Source organism: Paraglaciecola algarum, assembly GCF_021532655.1.
In the GTDB taxonomy this organism is placed as follows: Bacteria; Pseudomonadota; Gammaproteobacteria; order Enterobacterales; family Alteromonadaceae; genus Paraglaciecola; species Paraglaciecola algarum.
On sequence record NZ_JAKGAS010000007.1, the window covers coordinates 37,123 to 56,087 of the forward strand.

The following is an 18,965-nucleotide window of genomic DNA, read 5'->3' on the forward strand; positions in this document are numbered from 1 at the left end:
AAGGTTTCCTTTAATTTGTAAGGCGTATAAATTGATAGTTCCTAATTCAAAGAAGATAACATGCATGTTCAAACGGATACAAAACACCAGTCTAATTTTCTTTATTTGCTGTTTGCTCTGCGCCTTTTACATTAACTTTAATCTATCGCCTGAGTGGGTAGAGAATCAACATCAGTACCAAACTTATAAGACTGCAGATGGAAGGTTAGTCTACAAAGCTGCTGACCAACAAATATCAATCGAATCTATAGTGGATTATCAAACCTCACCTATACGCCAAGCTGTCTTAGACTCGCAACAAGATAAACCTCTAATATTAGAACAGTGGGTATATTTAGGCTCCGAGGGTGAAGTAGTACTACTTAAGGCAGACTTCCATTTTGGGATATGGTCATTGTTGCCAGCATTTGTAGCTATTGCTTTGTGTTTATTAACGAGAGAACCCTTAGTCTCATTATTAGGTGGGATCATCATAGGAGCAGTGATGTTAGGGCGATTTGATATTACCCATCAAGTGTTTATCCCTAATATTGGTACCTCAAACGCCGCATCGATTCTAATATTGTATTTATGGTTACTCGGTGGATTAATGGGTATGTGGGCTAAAACGGGAGCCGCTCAAGCCTTTGCAGACTACATGACTTTACACTATGTAAAAGGCCCTAGATCAGCCAAATTAGTCACTTGGTTATTAGGTATTATATTTTTTCAAGGTGGTACCATGAGTACTGTGTTAGTGGGAACCACAGTTAAACCTATAGCCGACAAAGCTGGAGTAAGTCATGAAGAGTTAAGTTATGTAGTCGACTCTACCGCTTCACCTGTTGCTTCAATCATAGCTTTCAACGCTTGGCCTGCCTATGTACAAGCTTTTTTGTTCATTCCTGGCGTGGCATTTTTAGCTACCGAACAAGACAGAATTGCGTTCTTTTTTTCCAGCCTACCCTTTAGCTTTTATGCTATTTTTGCCATTTTAGGCACACTTTTGCTTAGTCTTAATATCACAATTTTTAGTGGTAAACCTTTACAAAAAGCCGTGTTGCGCGCTCAATCTACTGGCCAATTAGACGCGCCAAACGCCATGCCTATTAGCGCAAAAGAACTACACCACAATCAAGTGCCAGAAGGTTATCAAGCACACATGCTGGAATTTATTTTGCCTCTTCTCAGCTTAATTTTAGTCGCTATAGGTTCGTTTTTTGTGATGGGTTCACCGCAAATTCATTGGGCTTTTTCTAGTGCTTTAGGCTTATCAATTTTTATCGCCGTTTTTAAAGGCATGACCCTCAAACAAGTGATAGATGGTTTCGGTAACGGATTAAAAGGCGTGGTTGTCGCCTCAGTCATTTTAATGTTTGCTTTAACCATAGGTGTGTTAAGTAAACAATTAGGAGGAGGGATATATTTAGTGGCCACCTTAGGTGAGCAAATTCCTTTTTGGTGTCTACCTGTGATTTTACAATTGATGACTATGTTAATCGCATTTTCAACTGGCACAAGTTGGGGAACCTATGCTATTGCATTTCCGCTAGGTTTACCCTTAGCTTGGAGCATTGCGCAAACCCAAGGTTTAGCTAACCCAGAAATATTTATGATGGTTTGTTTTGCCACCATCTTAAATGGCAGTGTTTATGGCGATCAATGTTCACCTATTTCTGACACCACCATTTTAAGTTCAATGACCACTGGCTGTGATTTAATGGATCACGTTAAGTCGCAAATAATACCCGCTACTTTCGCAGCAATTTTAGCGGCAATACTTTGGACATCCACTGTTTGGATCTTTGCTTAATTTTGATTTATTACACCTTAACAATATTCTACTAAACTTGATTCGTCACATATTTTGTTGAGTTAGTCACATAGATCGTTAAATTCACATGAAATATGTTATTAACAATCAATAAGAGTCATTTTTTCGGATAGTTATGTATGCCAAAATTTAGTGTATTACGAACAATTAATGTCAACGCACCAATAGACAACATTTTTAAAATACTGACCAATTTTAACCACTGGCAAGCTTGGTCTCCATGGTTGATTATGGAGCCAGACGCCAAAGTACAAATATCAGGCGATGGCAAATCTTATCAGTGGTTTGGTTCTAGGGTAGGTGAGGGCAAAATGGAAATTTTATCCGAGCAAAAAAACAATCAGATTATTTATTCTCTTAATTTTTTTAAGCCATGGAAGTCTAAAGCTGAGGTTTCGTTTTTACTTTCAGACAAACAAGACTCAGTTGAAATTACTTGGACTATGCATAGTAAGCTGCCTTTCTTCCTATTCTGGATGAAAAAAATGATGATAGCCTTTATAGGTAAAGACTATGAGCGAGGTTTATTGATGCTTAAAGCCATAGCCGAACAAGGCGAAGTACCTTCCAAACTGGAGTTTAAGGGAGTGAGTGAATCCCCCTCAATAACTTACATTGGAATAAAGACTGAGTGTTCTCAATCGGAAATTGCTGAAGCAATGGGTAGAGACTTTAATGACTTAGCGAATTACCTTGAAGGTCATAAAGATTTAATAAATGGTCAAGCATTATCGATTTACCATAAATGGGACATGGTAAAAAAGGTAGTTGAGTATACCGCGGCAATACCTGTTAGGCTATTTCCTCAACAGCGATCTTCAAAGTATATATATGCCCAAATACCAGCGACAAAAAAATATACCATCAAACATACTGGCCCTTATGTTTACCTAGGCAATGCTTGGAGTACTTTATATAACATGCAACAAAACAAGGAATTAAAGTGTAATAAACACATTCCACCATTCGAACAATACATGAACGAACCAAACATCACACCACACAATGAGTTAGTGACTGAGGTTAATTTTCCAATTAAATAAAGTAAGAAAATTAGCCTAAATATTCAAATCTGGGCTTATTTTCTCCTTCAACTTCCACCTGCTCAACAAACATTTCTAATGGTCTTACCCAAAGGCCCTTGTCGCCATAAAGCGGTCTGTAGACTACTAATTGGGATTCATCCTCAGAGTGTCTAGCTACACCAATCACTTCATATTTGTTACCTTTGTAATGACGATATTTACCTAACTGTAATGACATCTAATTTAACCTTAAGTGAATGATTGTTCTTTAACTGTTTTGTACTGCTGCCAAGCAATGATACCAGTCTGAATCAGTATGATGCTAACACTTGCCATTAATAGTCCATGCCAATGAATTAGATTTAAAATAACGCCAGCACTTAAGGATGCCAAAGCCTGACAACCGAAAACTAAAAACTCGTTTAAGCCTTGCACTTTAAATTTTTCAGCAGGCTGATAGCTTGTTGACAACAATACTGTCCCACCTAAAAACAAAAAGTTCCAGCCTAGCCCTAATAACACCAATGAAAACCAATAGTTCATAAATTCTGAACCAGAAAGTGCAATGACAATGGTGGACATATATGCCATCAAACCTAAATAAATCACTTTATTCACGCCAATTTTACTAATTAACCAACCGCTAAATAACGAAGGAAAAAACATGGCAAAAATATGACTCTGAATAACCAGCTTTGTATGTTCTAAAGAATGGGACTCTATAACATGCATATGCACAGGCGTAGCTGTCATAATAAAACTCATCAAAGCGTACCCCACTACCGATGCCGAAACCGCTAACACAAAACTAGGCTGTTTAACTATTTGTTTTAAACTGCGTCCTGAATCAGATACGTACTGATTTTTTACATGAGTGTTTTTGATAAAAGCGAATAGTACACAACAAATAGCGAGTATCGTTGCCATTAGATAAAAAGCGCCAACAAAATTCTGCAGCACGAGCTTATTACCGATTAACACAAGTTCAGGGCCTAAAATTGCGGCCACTAAACCGCCGAGCATAACGGTAGAAGCGGCCTTAGGTGCTAGCAGTGGACTTACGGATTCCATCGCGGCAAAACGTATCTGCTGGATCCCAGCCATTACCATTCCAAGAATGAATGTTCCTATAATAAATCCGTAAAAACAACCATGCAAAACGCTATAAGCTAAGAATAGACTATCAGTAGCGCCCAAACTGACTGCAATCATAAAGATTGGTTTACGACCAAAGTGTTGCATTAAACGAGTGATTGGAAATACTCCAACTGCGGTTCCCACTACTGTCATAGCAAGAGGCATAGTCGCCCACTTTGGATCTGGAGCTAATTGAGCCCCCAACACTCCGCCAGCTAACACCAGCATAGTGGCAGCACTCATGGCAAGGGATTGAATTAAGGTTAACAACCAAATATTAGCGGGCATAAAAAAATACAAGACAGTCATTGAAAGGGAAAGTACAACTATACCTAATTTAATCGCTCGAATAAGACATTTGATATGTCTTTCAAGACACTAAGTACAATCGGTAATTTGGGCGTATCTTATTCGCTAAAAGCTAAGGTAAGTTGTTTTTGGGTTTGTCTGTCAATCAAGCCTACATGTAACCCGACTAAACGAATACCTCTGTTAGCTTGTCTGGCTAGTCCTTCTGTTAAAAGCTCAAAGAAGTAATCTTTATTTAACTTTTGAAATTTGTGCTCTACAGTAGTTTGTTGGAAATCAGAAAACTTAAGTTTTATCCCTTGGCTTTGAATCGCTAGGTTGGGGCTGGATTTCTTTAATCTCTCTTGAAGTTTTGGATAGAGATTATCCACCATCTGGCGACAATCGCTTAGGCTAAAAATATCTTGTGGTAAAGTTCGCTCTACTCCAACAGATTTTCTTTGGCGTTCTACCGTTAAACCACGATCGTCTTCACCGTGGCTACGAGCCCAAATTACAGGCCCAAATTTGCCAAAACGTTTAACTAATTTGTCAAATGGATAATTACGCACATCGGCGCAGGTATACAGTCCCATGTCATTTAATTTAGAAAGAGTAACTTTACCCACTCCAGGGATCTTCCCCAACTTTAGTTGCACAACAAATTGGTCAAGGTTCTGTGGGGTAATTACGCAAATTCCATTTGGCTTATTTTCGTCGCTGGCAATTTTAGCTACAAATTTACACGGTGCTACCCCGGCGGATGCGGTTAATTGAGTTTCTGCAAAAATGGCTCGACGAATATCTTCAGCAATTAAGGTTGCACTACCAGAAAATAACTCGCAGTCAGACACATCTAAATAAGCTTCGTCTAAAGATAGCGGTTCAATTTTATTGGTATAACGCAGGAATATCTGGCGGATTTGCTCAGATATATCACTATATAAATCCATTCTACTAGGTGCTAATACTAAATCAGGGCATAGCTTAAGCGCATGTGAAGTGGCCATAGCAGAGCGTACACCGAATTTTCGAGCGATATAATTACAGGTGGAAATCACTCCACGCCTATCGGTGCTACCACCAATAGCTAAAGGCACATTCCGGTAATCTGGATTATCTCGCATTTCTACCGCGGCATAATAACAATCCATATCTATATGGATGATTTTCTTCAAAACCGGCCTATTTAAAAAACAACTGTTTATTTAAACAGTATACTGCCGGAATTATTTAAAAAATCAATATAAAAAAACCGCCTAAATATCTGGCGGTTCAATCGAGAAGAAGCTTTGATTACACTATAATATCTGGTTTTCTTTCCATTCTTTTAGTTTCTTTTCTCTGGCTAGCTCTCTTTCCATACGCATTTTTTTACGATCGCAAGGTTCAGGGCAATCACAAGCTTTATCAATACCTATTGAACCTAATCCACCGCAACTACCAGAGATGGTTTTTTGCTGGAAAATATAGCCTACAGCCATTGCCACAACGACAACGAGGAAAAATACGAATGCGAGAATAAAGGTACTCAAAATTAACTCCGAATAAAATACTTAAACCTTAATGAACAGTAACCACTTGTTCAAACTTGGTACTAGTATACTCTTTAAAATCATCATTTTCTCTAGTAATCAAAAACACGGCTAAGTCATTTTTGTTAGCCAATGCTAAGGCTCTTTCTTTACCCATTACATTTAAAGCGGTTGCTAATCCATCGGCTGTCATTGAAGACGAGTGAACAACTGTCACTGAGACTAGATTGTGATTAATCGGGTAAGCTGTAGTCGGATCGATCAAATGGGAGTAGCGAATGCCATTTTCTTCATAGTAGTTGCGATAATCTCCAGAAGTCGCAATGGCGTTATTTCCTACACTAATAATACGCTCAACAGCACGCTCTTTTGTCAAAGGTTTCTCAATAGCGACTCTCCAATCCTGACCATTTGATTTTTTACCTGACAAACGCATTTCACCACCCACTTCTACTAGGAAATTGTGAATATTATACTGCTGTAGGATTTCTGCCAATCTATCCACTCCGTATCCTTTAGCAATGGTGGATAAATCAACGTACAGGTTTGGATGAGTTTTCCTCGCTGAAGTCACGTTTAGTTTAAGTCTATTCAAGCCGACTCGCTCTCTAGCCGCTATAATATCTGCATCCGAAGGTATCTTCTCGGGACGTGCTTCAGGACCAAAGCCCCATAAGTTAACTAAAGGGCCAACTGTCACATCGAGTAAACCACTACTAAGTTCTCCAAGGCGTTTAGCTTCTTGCATCACAAATAAAGTTGCATTAGATAAAGGAAAAGGCTCTGTACTATTCCATTGATTAAAGCGACTCAATTCTGAGTCCTTAATATATGTAGACATCAGTTGATTGATATTAAGTAACTCAGTATCTACTAATTTTTGTAATTCATTTGCTGTAATCAAGTCTGTATCTACATATTTAATATTGTACACAGTACCCATAGTTGGGCCAGTGAGATGAATTTCTTTTTCATCTCGTCCACAAGAGAACATTAGAGTTAAACAAAAAACTGATAAAACCAGCGATTGAAAATAAGACTTTAGTAATTTCACAATAAACTTTTCCATAAGAAAAGGGGCATCAAGCCCCTTTGTAATTCATTTAAATAAGCTTAACGATTATCCGCCGAAGTCATCCAACATAATGTTTTCGTCTTCTACACCTAACTCTTTAAGCATATTGATAACCGCTGCGTTCATCATAGGTGGACCACACATATAGAACTCACAGTCTTCTGGAGCAGGGTGATCTTTCAGGTAATTTTCTAACAATACGTTATGAATAAACCCTGTATCCCCTTCCCAGTTATCTTCTGGTTGTGGATCAGATAAAGCAACATGCCAAGTAAAGTTGTCGTTCTCTTTTTGTAACATGTCGAAATCTTCAACATAGAACATTTCACGAAGTGAACGAGCACCGTACCAAAATGTCATCTTACGTTTTGATTTTAATCTACGTAGTTGATCAAATATATGTGAACGCATTGGCGCCATACCAGCACCACCACCTACAAATACCATTTCAGCATCAGTGTCTTTTGCAAAGAACTCACCGAAAGGACCAGAGATAGTCGCTTTATCACCTTCTTTAAGACTCCAAATATACGACGACATTTTACCAGCAGGCAAAGACAAGTTGTTAGGCGGAGGGGAAGCCACACGCACGTTCAACATTATGATGCCTTCTTCTTCGGGGTAATTAGCCATCGAATAAGCACGAATAGTTTCGTCGTCAACTTTTGATTCAATATTAAAGAAACCAAAACGTTCCCAGTCACCACGATATTCTTCAGGGATGTCAAAGTCTGAATACTTAACATGATGAGGTGGAGCCTCGATTTGAATATAACCACCGGCTTTAAATGGAACGCTTTCGCCATTTGGAATTTTAAGTTTAAGTTCTTTGATAAACGTGGCTTTGTTATCGTTAGAAATAACTTCACATTCCCACTTTTTAACACCGAAGATTTCTTCTTCTAACTCAATATTCATGTCTTGTTTAATTGCCACTTGGCAAGATAAACGACAACCGTGTTTGGCTTCTTTTTTACTGATGTGATCTAACTCAGTAGGTAATAGTTCTCCACCACCTTCTTTGATATCAACACGACACTGACCACATGTTCCGCCACCACCACAAGCAGAAGAAACAAATATGCCTGCATTGGCTAACGCACCTAATAGTTTGTCACCCGGCTGTGCAGTAATTGAGTCTTGGCTACCATCATTAATGGTAATAGTTACTTCACCTTCTGGTACTAATTTGGATTTAGCAAACATGATGATAAACACTAACGCTAATACGATAGTGATAAACATGCCTACACCAAGATAAATTTCATTTGGATTCATTAAAATACTCCCAGACCGCTTAAAGCGACACGCCAGTGAATGATTGGAAACCCAGAGCCATCAAACCTGCGATCATAAATACAGATCCCAAACCTCTGATACCCTCTGGCATGTCAGCATATTTCAGCTTCTCACGAACAGCAGCAAGTAAAGTAATGGCTATTGCCCACCCTAACCCACTACCTATACCGTAAACTAAACTTTCACTTAAGTTGTATTCGCGCTGCACGGCAAAAGCTACACCACCAAAGATGGCACAGTTTACAGTGATTAGCGGTAGAAAAACGCCAAGTGCGTTATACAACGCAGGGAAAAACTTATCCAAAGTCATTTCTAGAATTTGTACTAAAGCAGCGATCACACCGATGAAGGTTAAAAAGCTCAAAAAGCTTAAATCTGCGTTAGGAAAACCAGCCCAAGCAAGTGCACCAGGAGCAAGAATATTGACAAAGATAATTTGGTTAACCGGTACCGAAATACCCAACACAACAATTACCGCCACACCTAGACCCATGGATGTTTTTACTTTCTTAGACACAGCTAAGAAGGTACACATACCCAAGAATAATGAAAGCGCCATGTTTTCAATGAAAACAGACTTAATAAAAATACTTAAATAATGTTCCATGAATTACTCCTTCGGCTCTACTTGTTCAGGACGGATAGTACGAATCGCCCAAATCAAGCCACCAATCAAAAAGAAAGAGCTGAAAGGTAAAATCAATAAACCATTACCTTGATACCAACCACCATTTTGAACAAGTTCTAATACAGGGAAACCTAAAATTGTACCGAAACCAAATAACTCTTTAATGGTACCAATAACAATCAATACCATAGAGTAACCTAAGCCGTTACCAATTCCGTCTAAGAAAGACATCATAGGTGGACTCTTCATGGCGTATGCTTCTGCTCGTCCCATTACAATACAGTTTGTAATGATCAAGCCAACAAACACCGAGAGTTGCTTAGAAATCTCGTAAGAATACGCTTTCAATATTTGGTCAACTACTATTACCAATGAAGCAATAATAGTCATTTGAATAATAATCCTAACACTCGATGGTATTTGAGTACGGATTAATGAGATAAACAAACTAGCAAATGCTGTTACCGCTGTTAACGCTAACGACATAACCAAAGCTGTTTCTAATTTAGTAGTAATTGCAAGCGCCGAACATACGCCCAGTACTTGTAGAGCAATTGGGTTGTTGTCTAGAACCGGTCCAAACAATACCTTTTTCATTTCTTTAACGTCAGCCATTGTGTGAACTCCTTACGATTTCCAAGTTTTATTTTTTAGGTAAGGGCCGTAACCATTTTCACCTAACCAATAAGACAATGTGTTTTGTACACCGTTACTTGTCAACGTCGCACCAGAAAGCCCATCGACAGCATATGGATCAGCTGGATTTGCATTTTTCTTGACCTGAATAGCCACTTCGCCTTCGTTAAACAATTTTTTACCGTCCCACTTGGCTTTCCAGCTAGGGTTCAAGACTTCGCCACCTAACCCTGGGGTTTCTTTTTGTTGATAATAAATCAGTTCACGAACTGTATTACCATCAGCGTCAATCGCTAAGAAACCGTACATTAAGTCCCACAGACCACTACCATGCACAGGTAAAATGATACGTGACACTTCACCAGCATCATCTTTAACAACATAGATGCTTGCAATACTAGCTCGTTGTTGAAAGCCAACATTACTACCTTCAACCTTAACCGAGTATTCAGCCATTTTGGCAGCTTTATACATGTCGTAGTTATCAGAAGGTTTTTCTACGTATTGGCCAGTTGCTAGGTCAATGTACTTTTCTTCAACGTATTTGGCAAAGGTACCAGCAATATCACCGGCAGCTTTATCCATTAAACCTGCAGCTTGAACAATATTTGATTGTTTATCTAATGCTGCGTTTGTTTGTTGTAACGAACGTAAACCAACTGCTGCGCCAGATACAATAATCGAACAAACTAAACATACAGCAACAACAACACCTACTGTTTTTCCTAAAGTTTCTTTTTTAGCCGACACGAGCGATCCTCCGTTTAATATTACTTTGGGCAACAAAATAATCGAACAAAGGAGCCCACAAGTTAGCGAATAAGATGGCCAACATCATGCCTTCAGGGAAAGCAGGGTTGATAACACGCACCATGACACACATTACGCCAATCAAAATACCGTATGCCCATTTACCTTGATTGGTAAATGATGCAGAAACAGGGTCAGTCGCCATAAAGAACATACCAAAGGCAAAACCACCTGTAACAATATGCCAGGTTGCCGGCATAGCAAACATTGGATTAGTATCACTACCGATCATATTTAGTAATGTACTTAATGCTGCTCCACCAATTAACACACCCAATACAATTCGCCATGAGGCAATACGCATGTAAATTAGGAATAAACCACCTAAGGCAATAGCTAAAGTCGATACTTCACCAACAGAGCCTTGGATATTACCGAAGAATGCATTCCACCAATCAGCGTTCATACTCCAATCTGTAATGCTACCTGATGCAGCCTGACTTAAGGCTGTTGCACCCGAATATCCATCTGCAGCTACCCAAATCGCATCACCAGAAATTTGTCCAGGATAAGCAAAATAAAGGAATGCACGACCAGACAATGCTGGGTTTAAGAAGTTACGGCCAGTACCACCAAATATTTCTTTAGCGATTACTACACCAAATGTAATACCTAACGCGGCTTGCCATAAAGGAATGGTAGCCGGCAAGGTCAAAGCAAATAACACTGAAGTAACGAAGAAACCTTCGTTAATTTCATGTTTACGTACCGATGCAAATAAGACTTCCCAGAATCCACCAACAATAAAGACTGTTGCATATATGGGTAAGAAGAAACATGCGCCGTAAAGCATCATGCCTATCCAAGTACTATCAGCATTTAGCTGACCACCAAACATTTCAAACAAACCTGCTTGCCAAAATGCTGTAGCTGTATCAGCCCAGACTGCACCACCTAAAATAGCTTCGTGAGCTTGTGCACCTACATTGTACATACCGTAAAACATAGCTGGGAATGTTGCCATCCACACCATGATCATAATACGTTTTAAATCGATACTGTCTTTTACGTGAGTAGTCGATTTATTAACAGTTCCTGGAGTATAAAAAATGGTGGCTGCAGCTTCATAAAGCGCATACCATTTTTCGTACTTTCCACCGGCTTCAAAATCCGGCTCAATTTTTTCTAAAAATGCCTTTAAGCCCATGATTAACCCTCTTTCTCAATCTGGTCTAAACATTCACGTAAGACCGGGCCATAGTTATATTTACCTGGGCAAACATAAGTACATAAAGCCAAATCTTCTTCGTCTAGTTCTAAGCAACCTAAGGTTTGCGCACCATCTGTATCACCTGAAAGTAAATCTCTCAGTAGCAAGGTAGGCAAAATGTCTAACGGCATAATGCGTTCGTAGTTACCAATTGGCACCATTGAACGATCTGAACCATTAGTTGTTGTTGTCATACTGAACAACTTCTTAGGACTTAAATGCCCAAGATAAGCGCGGGTAATTGAATGTTGATTCACACCTGGCTTGATCCAACCGAAAAGCTCTTTTTCACGACCTTCACGCAACACTGACACTTGGTTGTGGAAACGACCTAAATAACCATGAACACCGTGAGCATTGGTACCCTGTAATACAGAACCAGATAACACACGTAAATCACCGTCATTAACTTCATTAGCAGTCAGTTCAGCAAGATCAGCACCTAGTAAGGTACGAACCAAACGAGGATTTTTCACCTCTGGACCACCTAGAGCAACCACTTTACGGTTGTCTAACTCACCTGTGGTAAATAAGCTACCAATGGCAAGTACATCTTGATATCCAACATGCCAAACAGTTTTGTTTGCACCGGCAGAGTCCAAGAAGTGGATATGAGTTCCGACTAAGCCAGCAGGATGAACTCCCGCAAATTCATTTACATCAACATTCGCATCGCCAGTTGCAATATCTGCCCCAGGCGCTTTGTTGACGTACACTTTGCCGTCAGTTAAGCAAGTTAATACTTTTAAACCATTAGCAAAATCTTCAGTACGTTCGGCAATCACTAATTGCGGATCAGCCGCTAATGGATTGGTATCCATAACGCTTACAAAAATTGAGCTCGGTTTTGAGTCTAACGCTGGTGCTTTACTAAATGGGCGAGTTCTAATCGCGGTCCACATACCAGAGTTAACTAAATTTTCTTGGACTTTAGCAGCGTCTAATGAACCCAGCTCAGCGCTGCTATATTTAGCAAACTCTTCACTTTCTTCACCTTCCAGTTGAATAACAACCGACTGCAAAACACGTTTTGCACCCCGGTTAACTTCAACCACATTACCCGCAGCTGGAGCAGTAAACTTAACACCAGGATTCTTTTTATCGACAAAAAGAACTTGGCCTTTTTTTACCTTGTCTCCAACTTGGATATGCATGGTTGGACGCATACCGACATATTCTTCACCCAAAATAGCCACTCTTGTGACAGAGTTTCCATCTTGAATACTTTGTTGTGGCGACCCCTGAATAGGGAGGTCTAACCCTTTCGTGATTTTTATCATACGCAATAGCACTACTCTAAATTAATACACAGCACCATTAGGTTCTTTTGCCACAAATCCTAAAATTTCAGTAAAAACCTAATGGTGATGAGTATTTTATGCCTATATAAGGTTGTTTAAATTAATTCGCTGCAACCGCTTGCGAACCGTATGAGATGTTCAAAACCCTTATAAAATGTGTGCCTAATCAAAATGCACAACACCATTATCATATTTCGCTTGGGTTTAGCCTCGGAATTTTAACATTAACCGCACCCGATCTTCCACGCAAATTATTGTTTAAACGCCTTTTTTGTGTGGTTTTTATGTATTTTTCTTCAAAAACCCCCTTAGAAAGGTAGACTAATTTTCCAAAATAAAAAAACCGCCATTTTAGGCGGTTTATTTTTAATCAATATTTTGCTAAATTACCAACCAGCTAAAGTGTCTACTTCAGCTTCATAGTCCACACTTTCTAAATCAAAGCCAAACAACTTCAAAAATTCATGATGATAACCAGCATAATCACTTAACTCATGAAAATTTTCTTGGGTCACTTGATCCCACAATGCTTTGATTTTAGCTTGAGTGGCATCATTGGTTTCTTTGCCATTCATATACAAGCGACCATTTTCATCAACAGTTGGCTTAGCTTGATTTAATTTTTCGTTAAACAAATCATAAATTTGTTCAATACAACCCTGATGTGTACCTTCTTCTTTCATCACTTTATAAATTAATGAAATATACAAAGGCATAACAGGAATAGCGGAACTAGCTTGGGTGACCAATGCTTTTAACGAAGATACATAAGCCTGAACGTTTTTAGACGCTTTACTTTTAACTATAGCCGCTGCTGCCCGATCTAAATCTTCTTTAGCTTTACCGATAGTCGCTTGTCCGTAAATCGGCCAAGTTAACTCTTTACCTACATAGGTGTAAGCTGTGGTTTTGCAATTATCCGCTAATAGATCTGCTTGATCTAATGCATCTAACCACAACTCCCAATCTTCGCCACCCATAACTTTAATGGTGTTTTGAATTTCTTCTTCGCTAGCTGGCTCTAAGCTGATGTCATGCACCTTGTCTTTGTCTGTGTCATAAGTCTTAGTGGTATAAGCTTGGCCAACAGGCTTTAAGGTCGATTTATATACTTCACCTGTTTCTGGATCGGTACGACGTGGGGAAGCCAAGCTATAAATAACCAGGTCAACTTTACCCATATCAGCTTTAAGAGTGTCGATAACTTGCTGTTTCATTTCTTTTGAAAACGCATCACCATTTAAAGTTTTGGCATACAAGCCTGCTTCTTTAGCCTTAGCATGAAATCCAGCTGTATTGTACCAACCAGCCGTACCTGTTTTGCGCTCGGTTGGCTCTTTCTCAAAACACACACCTAAAGTTTTTGCGCCGCCACCAAATGCTGACACGATACGAGACGCCAAGCCATAACCTGTTGAACAACCTAACACCAAAACATTTTTAGCAGTATTAGGCACATCACCTTGGCTTTTTACATAATCAATTTGTTGTTGAACACTTGCGGCACAACCTACTGGATGAGCATTTGTACAGATAAAGCCTCTGATTTTGGGCTTGATTACCATGTGATATTCCTATTTGAAAAAGAGTAAGAGTTAACATCCACTATTGTAGAGGCCATATTCAGATAAACAAATCTGAACAGCTAACCTCTACCTAATGAGATGTTAAAGTTATTAGTTTTGAACTGAGCGGTTTTTATAATACTCATGCTCAGAAATCTGATGATACTGACTGACTTTATTTTGAAACTCTGAGTAAGATTCATACACTTTCTTGAAAGTGGCATCTAAAGCCGATTGTTCTTGCATGACTTCAGTCGAAGCAAGCTTTAACGCTTTCATCACATCTGCTGGTAAGGCACGCATATCTACATTATGAGTATCTTTTAAAGACTGCATGGCGGTATTATTGCGCGCGGTATATTCATCTAACATGTCTTGATTGACTGCGCGGGTTGCCACTTCAACAATAGCTTGTAAGTCTTTTGGTAAAGCATTAAACGCATCTTCGTTAACAATAAACTCTAAAACAGGGCCAGGTTCATGCCAACCTGAATAATAGTAATAATCTGCAGCTTTATATAAACCAAATGCCAAATCATTGTATGGACCAACCCATTCGGTCGCGTCAATTGCGCCGGATTGCAAAGACGTAAATAACTCACCACCGGTTAACGCCACTGGAATACCGCCAAGCTTTTTAAATACTTCTCCACCTAAACCTGGAATACGCATTTTTAAACCTTGGATATCTTCAATACTATTGATTTCTTTTTTGAACCAGCCCGCCATTTGTACGCCTGTGTTACCACCTGCAAACGGAATGAGTCCAAATGGTTTATATACTTCGCGCCATAACTCCATGCCGCCGCCATAATGCAACCAAGCATTAGTTTCTTGGGCGTTCATGCCAAAAGGGATAGTGGTAAAAATTTGTGCTGCCGCAGCTTTACCTTTCCAATAATAAGCCCCTGAGTGACCCATTTGCACTGTTCCTTGAGATACCGCATCAAACACTTCAAAACCTGGTACTAACTCGCCTGCGCCATACACTTTTACGGTTAGGCGACCACCAGACATTTTCTCAACATATTCAGAGAAGGTCTCAGGCGCACGGCCAAGGCCAGGAAAGTTCTTAGGCCAAGAGGTGACCATTTTCCACTGATAACTTTGTTGTGTTTGAGCCGCTGGATCAGAACTTGTTTTTTCTTGTCCGCAAGCAATTAACAAAAAGGAAAGAGCAATAAAAATTGAGGACTTAATAAAACGTCCGAATGTAACATTAAGCATAGTGTTTTCAACCGTATAAGTTTTCAGGTAACCAAGTAACTAAATTAGGCCATTTCGCCATAGCGATTAACAGCATAATTTGGATCGCAATAAACGGCAATACACCTTTATAGATATCAGTCGTTTTCACTGATTTAGGTGCAACACCACGTAAATAAAATAAAGCAAAACCAAAAGGTGGGGTCAAAAATGAAGTTTGCAAATTCACTGCAATCATAATTCCCAACCAAATAGGATCTATGCCCATGGCTAATAAAACAGGAGCAACCAGAGGCACAACTACAAAAGTAATTTCAATAAAATCTAGGATAAAACCTAAAACAAAAATCACCACCATAACTAACAACACGGCTGTAAATACACCACCTGGCAAGCTATTAAATAATTGTTCGATTAACTCTTCGCCACCATAACCACGAAAAACTAACGAGAAAATTGATGCGCCAATCAAAATCAAAAACACCATAGAGGTTACTTTAGTGGTGTTCAACATCACTTCTTTTAACTTAGTTAAACTCAATTGCTTTTGGATTAACGCCAAAACAAGTGCGCCAGTTGCGCCCACACCTGCGGCTTCTGTCGGTGTGGCAAAGCCACCCAAAATAGCCCCGAGCACCAAAAAAATTAAAACTAAAGGCGGCAATAAGGCATTTAATAACTGCGGGATAGAAACGTTACTGGCTTGAGGGGCAACTTTAGGTACTTTATGTGGCTGAAACCAAGTGACCATGACCACATACAATAAATACAAAGAAACCAAAATCATGCCAGGCACAATTGCGCCAACAAACAAATCCCCTACCGAAACAGACTCAGGGGAAAATATACCCATATTAAGTTGGGCTTTTTGATAGGCACTGGATAACACATCACCTAACAAAACGAGCGCAATAGAAGGAGGAATGATTTGCCCTAAGGTACCTGTTGCACAAATACTGCCAGTGGCAAAACTAGGCGCATAACCTTGTTTGAGCATAGTAGGCAAAGATAACAAACCCATAGTCACTACTGTAGCGCCAACAATGCCAGTGCTGGCCGCAAGTAATGCTCCAACCAATATAACCGAGATAGCCAAACCACCCCGATATTGACCAAATAATTGGGTCATAGCGTTGAGTAGATTTTCAGCGACTTTAGATTTTTCTAATACCACACCCATAAATACAAAAAGAGGCACCGCGATAAGCGTTTGGTTAGTCACTATGCCGTATAGTCGACTAGGCAATGCATGCAGATATGCGCTTTCAAAACCACCTGTCATTACGCCCACACCGGCAAAAATTAAAGCCGTACCCGCTAAAGAATAAGCTACGGGGAAGCCCAACAATAACACCGCACATACCACCACAAACATAAGTAACGAGATATATTCCATTACACCTCTCCCTTATCTGCTTCATCAATTTTTTGCGAATGTTTAATAATTAGAATGTTACGGATTAATTCGGCGAGGCCCTGCAAGTTCATGCTTACCGCAAACAACAAAATCAGAGTTTTTAATACAAACACAAAGGCTAAGCCGCCAGCTTGGGGGGAAGACTCAAGGATTTGCCAAGACTTGATCACATAATCAAAACTCAGGGCCAAAATAAAACAATTCACAGGCATCAAAAGTAACAAAGTACCTAAAGTATCCACCCAAGCTTTTTTCTTTTGACTCATCTGTCGATAGAAAATATCCACTCGAACGTGTTCATTTACTTTTAAGGTATGTGCAGCGCCAAGCAAAAACACAGTAGCATGCAAATACATCACAGATTCTTGCATGGCTATCCAACCTAAATTAAAGCCATACCTTAGTACCACAATTAAAAAGGTGATTAACACCATAAATAAGGTGAACCAGCTAACCAGTTTGCATAGTGATTGATGCACTAAGTCGATTTTATGCTGCAAACCTGTAGTGAGAGATGAAGAGTTCATAAAGGGGATATTGGTTTCTTATTTTTGTTACTACCGGATGACAACTTTAAGGTAGCTAAACGAATAATGTTATTAATATGTGAATGTTAATGGCATTTACAAAAAATTGGAAGGAAGGGGCAGTTATAAGTAATTAACTTGTAATTATTCAGCTCGTCGCCTTATTGTCCAACTTCTGCGTTCGAAGTGCTCAAGTAGTACTCATACGTTCTGCGCTTCTGCCTTGAATTTAAACAATATGGCTTAGATTTAAACAATTACGGAGATATACTGACTATGAAAATCAGCTTTAGCCAGTTGAACTACTGCTTTGAACCACCCAAACAATTAGGAGACTTAGGAAAATCGCCAAATAACTTTTGCCATTCGCTTTCTGTGTAGGTGTGCAAGGCTAAAGCGTGGATATCATTTTGCAATTCATCTTTAAGCACGGCATTAACCGCTCTATGCCTGTTAATTAAACGCTCTCCAGAAAATTCTGGTGTCACTATCACAACTTTAAAATGACTTTCAGAACCTTCAGGCACATTGTGCATAAAACTTTCGTTTATCACTTCTAAATGTTCAGGTTTAAAATGAGATAAGAGTTTGTTTTCTATATTATTTTGGATGTTCATATGTGTTCCTCTTTCAATGCCTATTAAGCGGATAAAGCTCCAGAGAAATATTTTTTGTTGATTTTATTATTGTCTATTTCAAACTTAACTTTAGCTACAAAAAGCATGTTCCGTCACTAAGTTTTCAATCAACCTTAGTGTTTTTCAGTTAACTTGTTGAGTGCTAGCGATATATATTTAATGAGGTATTTTACCAGTTTTAATATCAAAAAGTATTAAAAATCACTATTTTTCTTTATAGATCTGAAGGTTAGATTAACCCTAGGCCCTAATACTTTTTTACTTTTGGCCACGCCATGTTGCCAATTAGCTTGAGTGCCACCTTTCATCACTAACAAACTGCCAGATTCTAAAGGTAACCTCAGTTTTTGAGTAGAGTGATTATGATAAAAATCTAGGTTACGGGTTTCACCAAAACTTAAAGATGCTATCACCGGGTTTTGGCCTAACTCTTTTTCATCATCTGCATGACGACCCACTCCATCAGCGCCATTCCGGTAAAGATTTGCCAATACCGAATTAAACTGAGTTTTAGTAGTTTGTTCGCATATCTTTTTTAATTCCAATAACTCTTTAGTCCAAGTTTGTGGCTGCATAGTTAATCCTGAATACTCATAAGCAGCGTCGTCATCGCCATACCAAGCTTGAAGTCTAGGGACATTAAAAATTTTACCATACAGGGTAATTTGATCTTTTTTCCACAAGATAGTTTGCTGTAAAATAACCATCAACTCAGACGCTCTTGGCGGCGGGATAAAATTTGGATAATAAACTACGTCGGCGTCAGGCATATGTAAAATGATAGGCGTGTTATCATAGTCACTATCGAACAAAGATTGTTGCATGATCAATCAACTCTTAAAAATGTACTCATTT

Annotated in this window: 19 protein-coding genes; 2 read left to right on the top strand and 17 right to left on the bottom strand. The window is 39.1% G+C overall.

The features are described from left to right. Positions 1 to 64: 64 nt before the first annotated feature. Both L0668_RS13060 and L0668_RS13065 read left to right on the top strand, forming a co-directional pair. On the top strand, positions 65 to 1,792 hold the full coding sequence (locus tag L0668_RS13060) for a Na+/H+ antiporter NhaC family protein (RefSeq protein ID WP_235313087.1): 1,728 nt from the start codon (positions 65 to 67) through the stop codon (positions 1,790 to 1,792). Positions 1,793 to 1,932: 140 nt separating this feature from the next. Next, a complete protein-coding gene (locus L0668_RS13065) occupies positions 1,933 to 2,856 on the top strand; it encodes an SRPBCC family protein (protein ID WP_235313089.1) in 924 nt (307 codons plus the stop codon). A 10-nt stretch (positions 2,857 to 2,866) separates the two neighbouring features. On the opposite strand, the gene L0668_RS13070 is transcribed toward L0668_RS13065, so the two are convergent. From L0668_RS13070 to L0668_RS13150, 17 genes are all read right to left on the bottom strand, one after another. Then, complete coding sequence (locus L0668_RS13070) at positions 2,867 to 3,076, bottom strand: DUF1653 domain-containing protein (RefSeq protein ID WP_235313090.1); 210 nt, start codon at positions 3,074 to 3,076, stop codon at positions 2,867 to 2,869. 11 nt (positions 3,077 to 3,087) lie between these two features. Further along, entirely contained in the window at positions 3,088 to 4,263 is a 1,176-nt protein-coding gene (locus L0668_RS13075) for an MFS transporter (RefSeq protein WP_235313092.1), read from the bottom strand. Between the two features lie 119 nt (positions 4,264 to 4,382). Continuing rightward, a complete protein-coding gene (gene dinB, locus L0668_RS13080) occupies positions 4,383 to 5,441 on the bottom strand; it encodes a DNA polymerase IV (protein WP_268820368.1) in 1,059 nt (352 codons plus the stop codon). A gap of 123 nt (positions 5,442 to 5,564) precedes the next feature. After that, positions 5,565 to 5,798, bottom strand: coding sequence for a (Na+)-NQR maturation NqrM (gene nqrM, locus L0668_RS13085; RefSeq protein ID WP_235313094.1), 234 nt, complete (start codon positions 5,796 to 5,798; stop codon positions 5,565 to 5,567). A gap of 28 nt (positions 5,799 to 5,826) precedes the next feature. Beyond that, positions 5,827 to 6,867, bottom strand: a complete 1,041-nt coding sequence (locus L0668_RS13090; protein ID WP_370659899.1) for an FAD:protein FMN transferase — start codon at positions 6,865 to 6,867, stop codon at positions 5,827 to 5,829. 51 nt (positions 6,868 to 6,918) lie between these two features. Beyond that, the gene (nqrF, locus tag L0668_RS13095; protein ID WP_235313096.1) at positions 6,919 to 8,151 is read right to left on the bottom strand and encodes an NADH:ubiquinone reductase (Na(+)-transporting) subunit F; all 1,233 of its coding nucleotides are present in this window, start codon (positions 8,149 to 8,151) and stop codon (positions 6,919 to 6,921) included. A 19-nt stretch (positions 8,152 to 8,170) separates the two neighbouring features. Then, positions 8,171 to 8,779, bottom strand: coding sequence for an NADH:ubiquinone reductase (Na(+)-transporting) subunit E (gene nqrE / locus L0668_RS13100; protein ID WP_235313097.1), 609 nt, complete (start codon positions 8,777 to 8,779; stop codon positions 8,171 to 8,173). Positions 8,780 to 8,782: 3 nt separating this feature from the next. Further along, positions 8,783 to 9,415 carry an NADH:ubiquinone reductase (Na(+)-transporting) subunit D gene (locus L0668_RS13105; protein ID WP_235313099.1) on the bottom strand — a complete coding sequence of 211 codons (633 nt, stop codon included), beginning with the start codon at positions 9,413 to 9,415 and terminating at the stop codon, positions 8,783 to 8,785. Positions 9,416 to 9,427: 12 nt separating this feature from the next. Beyond that, the gene (locus L0668_RS13110; protein WP_235313101.1) at positions 9,428 to 10,186 is read right to left on the bottom strand and encodes a Na(+)-translocating NADH-quinone reductase subunit C; all 759 of its coding nucleotides are present in this window, start codon (positions 10,184 to 10,186) and stop codon (positions 9,428 to 9,430) included. Next, positions 10,176 to 11,393 carry an NADH:ubiquinone reductase (Na(+)-transporting) subunit B gene (locus L0668_RS13115; RefSeq protein WP_235313102.1) on the bottom strand — a complete coding sequence of 406 codons (1,218 nt, stop codon included), beginning with the start codon at positions 11,391 to 11,393 and terminating at the stop codon, positions 10,176 to 10,178. Before L0668_RS13115 ends, L0668_RS13110 begins: the two co-directional genes overlap by 11 nt. A gap of 2 nt (positions 11,394 to 11,395) precedes the next feature. Next, a complete protein-coding gene (locus L0668_RS13120; protein ID WP_235313104.1) occupies positions 11,396 to 12,736 on the bottom strand; it encodes a Na(+)-translocating NADH-quinone reductase subunit A in 1,341 nt (446 codons plus the stop codon). Between the two features lie 407 nt (positions 12,737 to 13,143). Continuing rightward, complete coding sequence (gene fabV, locus L0668_RS13125) at positions 13,144 to 14,322, bottom strand: enoyl-ACP reductase FabV (protein WP_235313106.1); 1,179 nt, start codon at positions 14,320 to 14,322, stop codon at positions 13,144 to 13,146. A gap of 111 nt (positions 14,323 to 14,433) precedes the next feature. After that, a complete protein-coding gene (locus L0668_RS13130) occupies positions 14,434 to 15,549 on the bottom strand; it encodes a TRAP transporter substrate-binding protein (protein ID WP_235313108.1) in 1,116 nt (371 codons plus the stop codon). Between the two features lie 7 nt (positions 15,550 to 15,556). Continuing rightward, positions 15,557 to 16,924 carry a TRAP transporter large permease gene (locus tag L0668_RS13135; RefSeq protein WP_235313109.1) on the bottom strand — a complete coding sequence of 456 codons (1,368 nt, stop codon included), beginning with the start codon at positions 16,922 to 16,924 and terminating at the stop codon, positions 15,557 to 15,559. Then, positions 16,924 to 17,472, bottom strand: coding sequence for a TRAP transporter small permease subunit (locus tag L0668_RS13140; protein ID WP_235313111.1), 549 nt, complete (start codon positions 17,470 to 17,472; stop codon positions 16,924 to 16,926). The genes L0668_RS13135 and L0668_RS13140 overlap by 1 nt, the downstream gene beginning before the upstream one ends. A gap of 302 nt (positions 17,473 to 17,774) precedes the next feature. After that, the gene (bolA, locus tag L0668_RS13145; RefSeq protein ID WP_235313113.1) at positions 17,775 to 18,089 is read right to left on the bottom strand and encodes a transcriptional regulator BolA; all 315 of its coding nucleotides are present in this window, start codon (positions 18,087 to 18,089) and stop codon (positions 17,775 to 17,777) included. Between the two features lie 215 nt (positions 18,090 to 18,304). Continuing rightward, positions 18,305 to 18,934 carry an alpha-ketoglutarate-dependent dioxygenase AlkB family protein gene (locus L0668_RS13150; protein ID WP_235313115.1) on the bottom strand — a complete coding sequence of 210 codons (630 nt, stop codon included), beginning with the start codon at positions 18,932 to 18,934 and terminating at the stop codon, positions 18,305 to 18,307. Positions 18,935 to 18,965: the final 31 nt, after the last annotated feature.